The 12500-nt window shown below is 43.1% G+C and carries 9 protein-coding genes and 1 pseudogene (1 of these 10 cut by a window edge); 3 read left to right on the top strand and 7 right to left on the bottom strand.

Going from position 1 to position 12500, the window contains the following annotated elements; genetic code table 11:
- The first annotated feature begins 59 nt into the window (after positions 1–59).
- On the top strand, positions 60–812 hold the full coding sequence (locus LEP1GSC062_RS10635) for a pyridoxine 5'-phosphate synthase (protein WP_010577801.1): 753 nt from the start codon (positions 60–62) through the stop codon (positions 810–812).
- On the opposite strand, the gene LEP1GSC062_RS10630 is transcribed toward LEP1GSC062_RS10635, so the two are convergent.
- The gene (locus LEP1GSC062_RS10630) at positions 784–1809 is read right to left on the bottom strand and encodes a hypothetical protein (RefSeq protein WP_039941786.1); all 1026 of its coding nucleotides are present in this window, start codon (positions 1807–1809) and stop codon (positions 784–786) included. The two genes, LEP1GSC062_RS10635 and LEP1GSC062_RS10630, sit on opposite strands and share 29 nt — an antisense overlap.
- Between LEP1GSC062_RS10630 and LEP1GSC062_RS10625 the strand changes: the two genes are divergently transcribed.
- Entirely contained in the window at positions 1757–3574 is a 1818-nt protein-coding gene (locus tag LEP1GSC062_RS10625; protein WP_020984254.1) for a S41 family peptidase, read from the top strand. The two genes, LEP1GSC062_RS10630 and LEP1GSC062_RS10625, sit on opposite strands and share 53 nt — an antisense overlap.
- Position 3575: 1 nt before the next feature.
- The gene (gene nadB, locus LEP1GSC062_RS10620; protein ID WP_010577799.1) at positions 3576–5174 is read left to right on the top strand and encodes an L-aspartate oxidase; all 1599 of its coding nucleotides are present in this window, start codon (positions 3576–3578) and stop codon (positions 5172–5174) included.
- Positions 5175–5211: 37 nt separating this feature from the next.
- Here nadB and omp85 (LEP1GSC062_RS10615) read toward each other — a convergent pair whose 3' ends face one another.
- The 6 genes and pseudogenes from omp85 (LEP1GSC062_RS10615) to LEP1GSC062_RS10590 form a co-directional block, all read right to left on the bottom strand.
- Positions 5212–6876: an Omp85 family outer membrane protein gene (gene omp85, locus LEP1GSC062_RS10615; protein WP_010577798.1), complete on the bottom strand. Its 1665-nt coding sequence runs from the start codon at positions 6874–6876 to the stop codon at positions 5212–5214.
- A gap of 239 nt (positions 6877–7115) precedes the next feature.
- Positions 7116–7799, bottom strand: a complete 684-nt coding sequence (lsa25, locus tag LEP1GSC062_RS10610; RefSeq protein ID WP_010577797.1) for a surface adhesin Lsa25 — start codon at positions 7797–7799, stop codon at positions 7116–7118.
- A 7-nt stretch (positions 7800–7806) separates the two neighbouring features.
- A complete protein-coding gene (gene omp85 / locus LEP1GSC062_RS10605; RefSeq protein ID WP_020984205.1) occupies positions 7807–9342 on the bottom strand; it encodes an Omp85 family outer membrane protein in 1536 nt (511 codons plus the stop codon).
- Between the two features lie 356 nt (positions 9343–9698).
- Positions 9699–10047 (bottom strand): annotated as a pseudogene (locus tag LEP1GSC062_RS21675) (peptidoglycan DD-metalloendopeptidase family protein); the annotation flags it as partial.
- 915 nt (positions 10048–10962) lie between these two features.
- Positions 10963–11454, bottom strand: coding sequence for an acyl-CoA carboxylase biotin carboxyl carrier protein subunit (locus tag LEP1GSC062_RS10595; protein ID WP_039941826.1), 492 nt, complete (start codon positions 11452–11454; stop codon positions 10963–10965).
- Positions 11451–12500 carry the 3' portion of an acetyl-CoA carboxylase biotin carboxylase subunit gene (locus LEP1GSC062_RS10590; protein ID WP_020984215.1) on the bottom strand. The gene runs 414 nt beyond the window's last position, so 1050 of the gene's 1464 nt are visible here — the last part of the coding sequence; its start codon lies off the right edge, out of view — the gene reads right to left on this strand; it ends in the stop codon at positions 11451–11453. The genes LEP1GSC062_RS10595 and LEP1GSC062_RS10590 overlap by 4 nt, the downstream gene beginning before the upstream one ends.

Raw genomic sequence — 12500 nt, 5'->3', positions numbered from 1 at the left:
GATTTCCAGAAAAGCCGAAAATTTTCTCTTAGTGAAAAGTCCATTCGGGAGTCGAGTTTTTGAAAGTCAAACTGAGCGTAAATATTAACAAAATCGCCACCCTCCGAAATTCGAGAGGCGGAAACATTCCGGATCTTTTGTATTTCGCGGATTTGGTTCTTCAAGCGGGAGCCCAAGGAATTACGGTTCATCCCAGAGAAGACGAAAGGCATATCCGAAAAGACGACGTGTTTTCCTTAAAAGAATTCATCGATTCCTACAATTATAAGAACAACACAAAAATTGAATACAACATAGAAGGGGAACCCTCTCCTCGTTTTTTAGATTTGCTCCTCAATACAAGACCCGATCAGGCGACCCTTGTTCCTGTAACTCCCGGAGAAATCACCTCCGATCACGGATTCGACTTTAAAAAGGATCTAGCAATCCTTCAAGAATATTCTAAAATTCTAAAGAAAGAAAAAATCCGCACTTCCCTTTTTGTGGAAACCGATCTCGAAAACCTTAAACTAGTCTCTCTTACCGGAGCCGACCGTGTGGAATTTTATACGGGCCCTTTTGCGGATAAATTCGATCGTTCTCCCCAAACCGGACAAGAATGTTTCGAATCCTTATACATCCCTGCCGCGAAGGTCGTCCTGGACCAAAAAATGGGAATCAATGCGGGTCACGATTTGGACCATAACAATCTGAAAGTTTTTTCTCGCCTTCCGGGACTTCGGGAAGTTTCCATCGGTCACAGACTGATTTCCAGAGCTTTGGAAACCGGGATCGATCAAAGTGTTAAGGATTATCTTCAAGCTCTTTCGTGAGATGTCGAAACCCTTCAAAGCTCGGATCCCCTTGGATCAGATAAAACGCGGCTTTTTTTAGATGCAGCGCCAATTTTTTTGCGTTCTGATTTTTTTGTGAGATTATTTCCAGACTTTCCCTGAACTTCTTCAAATGCTCCGTAGCTTGAATTTTGTTTTTGGATTTTACAGACTGACGAAATTCCTTCCACGCTCTCGTAACTTCCTGATTCGGAGATTGCATTTTTTCCAAGGTTTGTTTACGCACCACTCCACTTACGTCCCAAACTTCCCGATACGGATGGGAGTTCTCCAGAAATTTATAATATTCTTTCATATAATTCACTTCATTGGGCCTTATGTGGATGAGTACGTCCGATTCCCCCACACATTCCGAAAAAATTCCCTTTTTCAAGGACTCGCTCCCGATTTCCTTTAAAGCTACGAGTACGATCAGGTCCGCAAGAGTTTCGTTCTTTTTTCCGTCCTTGCAATTTTTGATGGCTCTAAAGTATCTTTTTTCCACCTCGTCGGCGGAAATTGCTTCCCCTTGCTCAAGTTCCAAATGATACGCGACTTGAAAAACCTGATCCCGATAAAGACTATCCCAAGGATCCGCATTTCTCGCTCGAAGCGCGTATTCCAATGCCTCGGGATAATTTTTTGAGGAAGATAAAAGTACGGAAAGATTGTAACAGGATAAGGCCCGGCCGGGATGCAAAGACCGACAACTCGATTTGAGAAGTTTCACGGAAGATTCCCTTTCTTCGGGAGTTCCGTAAAATTCCAAAATCGCCTGTTCTTGGAGCATTTCGAGCGCAAATCTTCCCGAACCGGGCATGGAAACCGTTGAGCAATAGAACCCGAAAATCAAGAGAACGAAGACAAAACTTACGCCCCAAAGAGATTGACACTTTGAGATTTGAATAGAGAATGAACTGAAAATTTCCCGAAGGAACACGAGTTTGAAAAAAGGATCCGCTACGCTTTCGTCGTTACTTTCCACTCTTTTGACCATTTTTATCCTATACTGCGAGCCCACATCCGGCAAGTCCCCGGCCAAGGCAGACTTTACCCTCAAAGATTTTGATAACGTAATTAGCACAGTTTCGCGTTATTATATCGATAAGAATATCGATAAAAATCGCGCTTATCGCGAAGCCGCAATCTACGCCCTCTTATCGCTTCCTCATTCCATTTATCTCTATCCCGAAAGTTATTTCAAGGAAAGAGAAAAATACGAGGAAAAAGACGAAATTTTTCCCGGAAAAACATTCAAGATCTCAACCGACGATTCCTTTATTCTTTTTGATCCAGATTATACGGAAGTGGAGAAAATCAGAGACCGAAAGTTGAAAGAGGATGCGAACAGATCCAAAGTCAACGACGAGGAAGTAAAAAAGATTGTCGAAAGGGAAAAAGTCCGTAAGAACGTCCTTTCGTCCAAATGGGAGCGAACCGGTTTTAGCAAAAAGGATTTTGATCGAGTTCTCGCATTCATAGAAACCAATCTGGACAAATACAAGGATTCTCCTCTGAAAGATCCTTTCGGAGAATCCGAGGAAAAATCCAAAGAACCGTTTACAATGAACGACGTTATGCTCGCTGCGGCGAACGGTTATCTTTCTTCTCTCGATCCTCATAGCAACGTATTTCTAAGATCCGCTTGGGAAGAATCAATGGCCAAAATCCAAGACGGAAGTTTTGAAGGAATCGGAGCCATTCTCTCAGGTGGAGGAAACAGAGAAGTCGTCGTGGAAAATCCACTCGAAGGAAGGCCCGCTGTGAACGCAGGCATACGTTCCGGAGACGTAATTCTTGCAGTAGACGGAAAATCGATCAAAGGAATCCTTTTGGATAAGGTCGTGGAAAAAATCAAAGGGAAAAAAGGTTCCAAGGTCGCGCTTACCATTCAGAGAAAAGGAGTTCCGGGAACTTTACACATCGAAGTCGTAAGAGATACGATCGAAATCAAAAATCTGAGCAGTAAACTGATCGAAGGCCACGAACATATCGGCTATATCAAACTTACCGGTTTTGTGAAGTCGGAAGACGGACCTTCCGTAGACCGAGAACTGGTGGATAAGTATAAAGAACTCGAAAAAGAAGCGCAAGGAAAAGGTACCAGACTCAAAGCGGTGATCCTCGATTTGAGAAACAACGCGGGCGGCTACTTGGATCTTGCGATTGATATCGCGGATATGTTCATTGAAAAGGGTTTGATCGTTTCCACCAAAAGCCCGAACCGCAGTCCAGAAGACGCTTATGCTAAAAATAAGGACATCACCAATTTACCGTTAGCCGTTTTAATCAATGCGAAATCCGCTTCCGCTTCCGAAATCGTCGCAAGTGCGATCAAACATCACGGAAGAGGTTTGGTCCTCGGAGAAAGGACTTTCGGAAAAGCTACGGTACAAAAATTGATGCCTCTCGGAAACGACTATCTGATTAAACTCACACAAGCTCGCTATTATTCTCCTTCGGGAAACACGATTCAGGTCGTAGGGGTAAAACCGGACATCGAAATTTCTTCCGAAGAAGACGGATCCTTTCCGTTCCGATTTAGGGAGGAGAACATGTGGAACCACCTTGCCGAACTCCCGCCCGCCGCCGAGGAAAAGAGTTCTTTCGACGTTAAGAGTTTAGAAGCCTGGGTTCAAAAGAACGGAAAAGCTTCCGAATTCATCGCGGCTCATAAAAACGATCCGATCAAACCGGATTATCAATTGATTCGCTCTTTGGATTATATCGAAGCTCTGATAAACACACAAAAAAAGAAATAACATGCCCCGTATCAAAACGGACTTTTTAGTCTTAGGGAGCGGAATCACTGGCCTCTTTGCGGCCTTAAAATTAGCTCCCTATGGTTCCGTTATCATCATCACGAAAAAATCGGATTACGAATCCAACACGAATTACGCGCAAGGCGGAATTGCCTCCGTCTTTGCGGAAAGCGATAAACTCGAGGATCACGTCAGGGACACTCTGGAAGCGGGAGCCTGGCTCTGCGATCCGGCGGCCGTTCAGGTTCTCGTGGAAGAAGGCCCTCCCCTCGTCAAAGAACTGCTCGACTACGGGGTTCCGTTTAATTTGGAACCCTCTGGAAAATTCGATCTTTCCAGAGAAGGTGGGCACGGAAAGAATCGAATCGTTCACGCACACGACAGAACGGGGAGGGAAATCGAAAAGACCCTTCTAAACGTGGTCAAACAAAATTCAAACATCCAAATATTAGAATATCATACTTTGGTAGACCTCATTACGCCTCACCAATTAAAACGTAAAGGACTTATCTGCTACGGCGCCTACGTCCTTTCCAATCATACGGGGGAAGTTTTTCCGATTTTGGCGAGAGAAACGATTCTTGCGACCGGAGGAGCTGGACAAGTCTACTCCCATACGACCAATCCCAAGATAGCAACCGGAGACGGTGTCGCTTCCGCATACAGGGCCGGAGCGCTCATCAAAAATATGGAATTTTACCAATTCCACCCGACCGCACTTTATCACGAGGACGGAGATTCTTTTTTGATTTCCGAAGCAGTTCGAGGAAAAGGTGCGATTCTACTGAATAAAGACGGTGAACCGTTTATGAAACGGTATCATTCGATGGGAGACCTGGCTCCGAGAGACGTGGTCGCAAGGGCCATAGACTCTGAGATGAAAAAAAGAGGGGAGCCGCATGTTTGGCTGGACGTCACTCATCTTTCTTCGTCTCAGATCAAAGAATCCTTTCCTTCCATTTACGAGAAGTGTAAAGAGCTCGGAATCGACATCACTACGGATCGAATACCGGTCGTTCCAGTCGCACATTTTCTTTGCGGCGGTGTGTCTTCCGATTTAGAAGGAAGAACAACGATTCCGAATCTTTCTACGGCGGGTGAAACCGCATGCACGGGAGTTCACGGAGGAAATCGCCTTGCATCCAATAGCCTCTTGGAGTGTCTTGTTTTCTCCAATCGAATCGCTAAAAGAATCGCAAAGGAAAAGCCTGACTTCACAAAGGCGCACGACGAAATCCCTTCTTGGAATAAGGAAGGAATGGTCAATACGGAAGAATGGGTTTTGATCTCTCACGATTTAAACGAAATTAAAAATACGATGAGCAACTACGTGGGAATCGTCCGTTCCAATTTACGTCTAGAGCGTGCTAAACGTAGAATGGATCTGATCTACGACGAAGTAAAGGATTATTACAACAGAACAATTATCACCAATCCTTTAATCGAACTAAGAAATTTGGTGATTGTAGCGAAACTCATCATTCGGTCCGCGTTGTTCAGAAAAGAAAGCCGAGGGCTTCATTTTTCCACAGACTATCCGGAAAACAGAAGTCCTTCCCGTGTCGACACGGAAATCCGCAACGATAAAATCCGATTTTAAGGGAAAAAATATTTTAAATTATTAGAATATTTTACTTTTAGAATGCGTGATTGAAATTGACGAAAAGTTGTTTATCCTCTCTGGAAACCGCGTAGTCGATCATGATGATCGTTGCCTGATTCCAAGCGATTCTAAGACCTAAACCTTGAGAATATTTGTAATTCGATAAACCAACCTTATGTTCGTCGTTCCATACCCGACCGAAATCCCAGAACGGAACTATATTTAACGCGAAGTATTCTCCTCCAACCGAAAAATCGTAGAATTTCCAGCGAACTTCCACAGTTCCGAAACCCATCGCACGTCCTACGAATCGATCCTGTTTATAACCCCGAAGCGTTCTTAGGCCTCCGAGCCCCGTGACAGTATTTTCCGTTCCCCAAAGATTTCTATATTCAAAAAACGGCACGTCTCCGTCTGAAACTCCGAAACCGAACCGGGACGCAAGAACCAATTTTTCAAATGTCTTCGGAAAAGGACTATAAAAGAATTTTGCATGTCCGAAATATTTCTGAAAATCAAAATCGGAAGCGATCACTTTGGAAGCCTTTTCGTAAGTTGCCTCTAAAAAAACTCCCGAATTCGGATCGGGCTCGAAATCCCTTGTATCATACACGAGGCCGATCTTGACAGTATTCACAAATCCTCCGTGGTAGCCCAGAATCTTTCCAGCCTCTGCATCTTCCGTAAGTCTTGTCTTTGCGTTCGGAACCTTTCCCGAACTGCTGAGAGGGGTTTCGTCAAAGATCGGATCGACCGATTTTACAAACTTTCCGTCGTTCGCCTTTACGATGTTATTCGAAAAACGAAAACCGGTCACAAGTCTCAAAGTTCCGTGCAAAAAGGATCTTTCCGAACTGAAGTTCAACTGAGGAGTTTGGATCGTATAACGATTATACATACGATCGGTCACCTTAAAACCCTCGCTCGCCGGAACTCCGGAATAAACTCTTCCTCCGAATTCTATGGGATCGATGGGGCCTCCGGGTCTCTGATATAGAAATGTGGATTCTTGAGAATTGTATTCTGCGTTTGTGACCTGGGTTCCGCCGGGCTGATTTCGTTCCTGGTATGCGAGAGGTTTTAAAGTAGATTCTCCCACACCGAAATACAAAGTAGTCGGAGTAATCGTAAGAAGCGCGTCGGTGCGAAGTCTCCAACGAGTGTTTGCTACGTAGGGCATATCCAAACTGAGCTGATGATACTGCGCATTTTTTGTCGTATTAAAATATTGAGCGAAAAAGCGAAGTCGGTACGGAGTATATTCGAACAATGGATCACTTTTTTTTCCATTGTTGTATCCGTAAACTCTAGCTCCGTACCCAATCCCCTCATTCGGATCGGAATTGACCAATGGAAGCCCGGTAGGATACCAACCTTCTTTTTTGTTGTTTAAATCCTTTTTACACATCTGTTTGACCCGATCGATCGGAAAAGGAAGATCCTTTCTCGCTTCAGGTTTATCGCAGTCTGTAAAATTTTCTTGAGCGAAAATTTTTAAGTACGGAACAAATACACATACGAAAAAGATCAGAATCAAAAGAACGGATTTACAAAATCCTCTAAAACCCCATTTCCTTCTTCTGTAAAAAAGAGAAACGAAAAAAGTTTGTAACTTAAAAATCGGATTCTTATTTTCATCTTTCGGAATCAAAAGCTTACGAAGTACCGCCGTAGAGATCAATGTTTTCAAATCGTACATAACATTTTTCTCATATTTCGGAAAGTAGCTCTAAAAATTCTCTCATCGTCCCCCATTTGCCAAAGTTCCGCCCTAATCTCTTTCGTGAATTGCAGGAAGAAGCCAACCGAAAAAGCCAATCCCGACTATCTAATTCCTTTTCCCGAACCACAAATGATATATAATACGAAATATCTTTCCCACAAAAGTGGGAAGAAGGAGAACTTTCACCTCCATGGCTTTATGTAAACTCGGATTTATTAAGGAAGATTTCTGACACAACGAACGAAGTACCGGCTCGTTTTCGTGAAAAAAGTATTTTCCCCAAAATGAGTAGCTTCAAAATTTACGACACGAGCCATATCCACCGTTCCTTCCTGTGCCCAAGAAGTCCAGTAATAGTCTTCCACCGTATTCGGAAATTTTATGAGAAACGCATTCAAGCTTCCAGAACCAGTTAGAACCTTTAACTCCGGAAAGGTGGGAAGCCTCCAATCGGAATGTTGTCCGGTACGATCCTGACTACAAGAATTATAAGCTTCACTCATTCCTGAAAATCCGGGTGTTTGTCCGACCAAAACCGGCGGTAGAGAAATCGTATTACAGTCGTTTAAATTGAGAGAACAATACTGAAAAAGAGAGGCCCCGTATCTTCCGATGATCGTAGAAGCATCGTTGATTCCTTCACAATCGTACTGTCCGTTTTGCCCAACTCTAAGAATCTGACCCTGGGTACAAATTTTCCACATAAGTCCGCTCGTGAAATCCGTGATCGTTCCGGAAGCCACATCCGTCGAATAAGAGTTGAAAATCAACATTCCCGCAAGTAAAACCTTTGTGTCCTCGTTGATAAATCCCAGAGTCGTATCGTCTGGCTTTTCCTCACAGTTCGTATAAAGAAATAGTGCGATAATGAATATTATAATATTTTTATATTTTTCCATGAGTTCCTCAAAAAATGTGGTTAAAATTCATAAATATCTGTTTGTCTTCCTTGGAAACGGCGTAGTCCAACATCAAAATCGTACTCTGATTCCAAGCGATTCTAAATCCTAAACCTCGGGAATATTTATAATCTTTTAGCCCCACATTATGCTCATCGTCCCACACCCGACCGAAGTCCACAAAAGGCACAAGATTTAAAGCGAAATGTTGTCCGGCTACGTTAAAATCGAAAAATTTCCAACGCAGTTCAATGTTTCCCCATCCCATCGCTTTCCCGGTAAAACGGTCCTGTTTATAACCACGTAAAGTTCTTAGGCCTCCGAGTCCAGTAATTCCTCCTTCCGTAGACCAGAGATTTCTGTACTCGAAAAAAGGCGCTTCTCCCTCCGTCAAACCAAACGCTCCTCGACCGGCAATCACTAGTTTATCAAAGACTTTCGGAAACGGACTGTAGAATAATTTGATCTGAGTAAAATACTTGGAATATTGAAAATCGGACCCGAAAGATTTAGCGATTTTCTCATAAGTCGCTTCTAAAAATACTCCTCGATTCGGATCGGGTTCCAAATCCCGAGTATCCAAAACCAACCCGAATCGCATCGAATTTACGTTACCTCCGTTGGCCCCGATAATTTTTCCCGCTTCGGCGTCCTCGGTAACTTTCGTTTTTCCATTCGGAGCCATACCCGAATTACTAAAAGGAGTTCCTTCCGTCAATGGGTCCCTACTTTTCACAAACTGACCGTCAAAAGTCTTGACGATATTTTGGGAAACCCTAAGTCCCGCAACCATTCGAACCAATCCCCCGAAGAAGATATGTTCCCCACTGAGATTGAATTGTGGGGAACGGATATCGTAACGATTATACATTCTATCGGTGACTCGAAACGCATCGTTCGTAGGAAAACCGGAATAGTTGGCTCCCTGAAAATCGACCGGATCTCCGGGACCTCCGGGCCTCGTAAAATAAATATTCTTTTCTCGTTCATGATACGTCGAGTTTCTCGCAATTTCTCCACCGGGTTGATTTCGCTCTTGATAGGAAAGACTCTGCAACGACCTTTCTCCGACTCCGTAATACAACGTATTCGGATTCGTATCGTAAATCAAATCTCCTCGAAGTCGCCACTTAGTATCGAAAATATAAGGAGCATCGAAACTGATGTCCTGATACTGTCTGTTCTTGGTCGTATTAAAATACTGAGCAAACATTCGAAAACGGTAAGGCGTATATTCAAAAAACGGATCCGTCTTTTTTCCGTTGTTGATTAAGAATACACGAACTCCGTATCCCACACCCACATTCGGATCGGAGTTTAAAAGAGGAAGACCGGTGGGAAACCAACCTTCTTTCTTTTTACAGATATCTTCCGGCCTCAGGCGTCTCATTTCTGAAATCTGAAAAGGTAAATCCGTCCTTGGCTTCCTTGAAACATCGTCCATAAAAGCCAGTTTTGAACAATCCTCTTGTGCATACGCCGCTCCTGCGGTTAGAAAAAACAAACCCGCTACAACACCTATGATTTTCAGAAATCTTTTCATGAAATTTCTCGCTTCTTTATTTCAGAACCAAACGGAAACGGTTCAGGCATATACTGTCAATTGGATTTTTCAAAGAATTCGGAAATACGCTTCGAAATCTCGGACGTAACTTCTTTTATCCATAACATTTGGTATGATATCCGAGCAAATTTATTTTCGAATGAGTTGGGTATAGTGTCCTAGAAAAATTGTCATAAAAAGGAAGGTGAAAATGACAACGATCAGAAGTTACAGCGAAGCGTTTTCAAGAGTCCAGGAAATAAACGATGGCAAATAACGTGAATTCGCGGAGAAAGCGAGAAAATTAATTTATGAATTTTGAATCAAAGATTCACACTTCTTTAAGTCGTTGGGTTTTATCGGTTATCGCTACGAATCAGGCTTTTGTTTTTTAGTTTTCGATGGTCGCGAATGAACTCTTTCGGATTGAGATAACCCAAAGAATTTCCGCTGTAGCCCGGTCCCATTCGATTTGCCTTTGACTAGGGGGAAATCAAATCCGTCGGAAGAAAAAAATCATTCCGCATTTCAAAGTGAAGATGCGGTCCGTAACGCCGGTTTGCGTCTCCGATTCTTCCGATCTTCTTTCCTTTTTTGATCTTATCACCTTTGGAAACGCCAATTTTGGAAAGATGTGCATAATACGACTCCGTGTGAAACCGCATAAACCGGATCTCCATAGTTGTTTCGATTGATCGTGTTCCAATGGAAAATCAAAGAAACGTTATACGAAACTTCTCTCCGAAAGAACAATCAAGCGCAAGATAGTTTTTTTTTCTTGAATCACTTTTCTCTTAAACACTTTCTTCCCGGCAATGCAAATGTTCTCGTTGGACTCGTCTTTTAACAAGAACAACTTTTATAGGACGGCCTACTTGCCCATGACCTTACCCACAAATTAAGAAGGCTTTTGGGATCATAAGGATCAAAAACTGATATTTTTCAAGGAGTTAGTGGATAGGGTTTAGGAGTTAGGACTTTACATACAATAAAACGCAAGTGTTCCGACGTGTCAGTGATTAGGGATTAGATTTTAGTGGATAGAACATTACATACAATAAAACGCAAGTGTTCCGACGTGTCAGTGATTAGGGATTAGATTTTAGTGGATAGAACATTACATACAATAAAATGCAAGTGTTCCGACGCGTCAGTGATTAGGGATTAGATTTTAGTGGATAGAACATTACATACAATAAAATGCAAGTGTTCCGACGTGTCAGTGATTAGGGATTAGATTTTAGTGGATAGAACTTTACATACAATAAAACGCAAGTGTTCCGACAAGAATGAGGCTTTTTACTTGCAAAAAGTATGATTTTCTGATAGAGAAAAGTCTCCCGAGCCTTTCCACCTATTTCGCGACCCGTAGAGAGCGAAATAGAGTTATTCTCCCCCCACCCAAAAATAAGGGGAAACTCAGGCACAACGCTTCCTAAGGGGCGCGTTGTGGGAACTAAGTTTCACGGGGGATTTTGTCGTAATTCCGACAAATTGATCTTGAGATCCCATTACTTGTGGGGTTGGTTATGTACTTGCCGCTCGCGTTAGGATCGCGCCTAAAAGACGGATTTGTACTAAAATTCACGTTCAACTCATGCAGGGCTTAGTAACTTAATATCAGCCCAGGTTCAACTTTAAAATCACGTCGTCTTGGGAAACCATGTTTCCTTCACTTGCTAAAACCTGCTCTACGGTCCCGGTTCCCGGAGAAAGAATATTGTTTTCCATTTTCATCGCTTCTACAATTGCAAGTATAGTTCCTTTTCTAACGGAGTCCCCTTCGGAAACTCCAATACGAATCACCTTACCAGGCATCGGGCTTTTGATCAAACCTCCGCTTCCTTCTTCCAAATGAATTTCTCGATTCGAAAGAACTACCTTCGTGTTCCAACCTTTGTGGTGAATAAAAATCCGATTTCCTTTCCTGAGAATTCTCCAGTTGTGCCCTGAAAAAAGGCCGCCTTCGCTTTGAAAATTTCCGGAGATCCGAAAGTCGTGAACGACTCCGCCTAATACAATCGATACGGATATATCTCCGGGTGAACTAGAACAAACTCGAACTGGAATTTCTTCTTCCCCGTGTCTAAATCGAAAATTTTCTTCGATCACCAAAAGCCTCCCGGACCAACCGCTTCCCAAATTCCCTGGGATCTTTTCTTTTCGGAAAGTGCGGCCGCCGCAAAAGAAAACGCATCGGCTTGTACTTCTCTTTCGGGAGCGAAAAGAATCGTTTGTTCTTCCAGAAAATGAGTATGAATACGTCCTTTTTTAAATTCCTCATGGGAAAGAATTCCGGAAAGAAAAAACGTATTCGTCACCGGCCCAAAAATCACCGTGGAATCGATGGATTCTTTTAGGCGAGCCACACATTCTTCTCTATCCTTTCCCCAAGAGATCATCTTTGCAATCATCGGATCGTAATATACCGTGATTTCCGAACCTGTTTCAACTCCCGTATCCACCCGCAAAAAGTCACGATTTGGAAATTCAATATATTCTAATATACCTGTGGAAGGTAAGAAGTTATTTTCGGGATCTTCCGCGTAAATACGCGCTTCGATTGCGTGTCCGTTCTGAGTAATCGTTTTTTCGCCGGTGAGTTCGGAAAGTTTTTTTCCTTCCGCCACTCGAATCTGCCATTCCACAAGATCCTGGCCCGTGATGTATTCGGTCACAGGATGTTCCACCTGAAGTCTTGTGTTCATCTCCAAGAAATAAAACTTTCCGTCTTTTCCCAAAATGAACTCTACGGTTCCAGCCCCCACATAACCGATAGACTGCGCCGCTTTGACAGCCACTTGACAAATTTCATCCCGTATTGCGGGGGACAAGTTTGGAGCCGGAGATTCTTCGATCACCTTTTGATGTCTTCTTTGGATCGAACATTCCCGTTCGAAAAGATGCATAACGTTTCCGTGTTTATCCCCGAAAACCTGCACTTCGATATGCCTAGGCATCTCTATGTATTTTTCCAGAAATACGGTGCCGTCTCCGAAAGCTTTTTGCGCTTCCCTTTGAGCCGATTCGAGCGAGGTGAGAAATTCTTCTGGTTCATAAACCCGTTTCATTCCTTTTCCTCCTCCTCCCGCGGTTGCCTTAATCATCAAAGGATACCCGATTCTTTCGGCTTCCTTTTGAAGAACGTTAGGATTTTG

Source organism: Leptospira alexanderi serovar Manhao 3 str. L 60 (assembly GCF_000243815.2).
Lineage (GTDB): Bacteria > Spirochaetota > Leptospiria > Leptospirales > Leptospiraceae > Leptospira > Leptospira alexanderi.
Note: the sequence above shows the minus strand (reverse complement) of the source record. Positions and strands in the feature narration are given on the sequence as shown.

Excerpts from the sequence above, each read along its gene's own strand:
- omp85 (WP_020984205.1), bottom strand. The coding sequence starts at position 9,342 with ATGAAAAGATTTCTGAAAATCATAGGTGTTGTAGCGGGTTTGTTTTTT.
- omp85 (WP_010577798.1), bottom strand. The coding sequence starts at position 6,876 with ATGTACGATTTGAAAACATTGATCTCTACGGCGGTACTTCGTAAGCTT.
- LEP1GSC062_RS10630 (WP_039941786.1), bottom strand. The coding sequence starts at position 1,809 with ATGGTCAAAAGAGTGGAAAGTAACGACGAAAGCGTAGCGGATCCTTTT.
- nadB (WP_010577799.1), top strand. The coding sequence starts at position 3,576 with ATGCCCCGTATCAAAACGGACTTTTTAGTCTTAGGGAGCGGAATCACT.
- lsa25 (WP_010577797.1), bottom strand. The coding sequence starts at position 7,799 with ATGGAAAAATATAAAAATATTATAATATTCATTATCGCACTATTTCTT.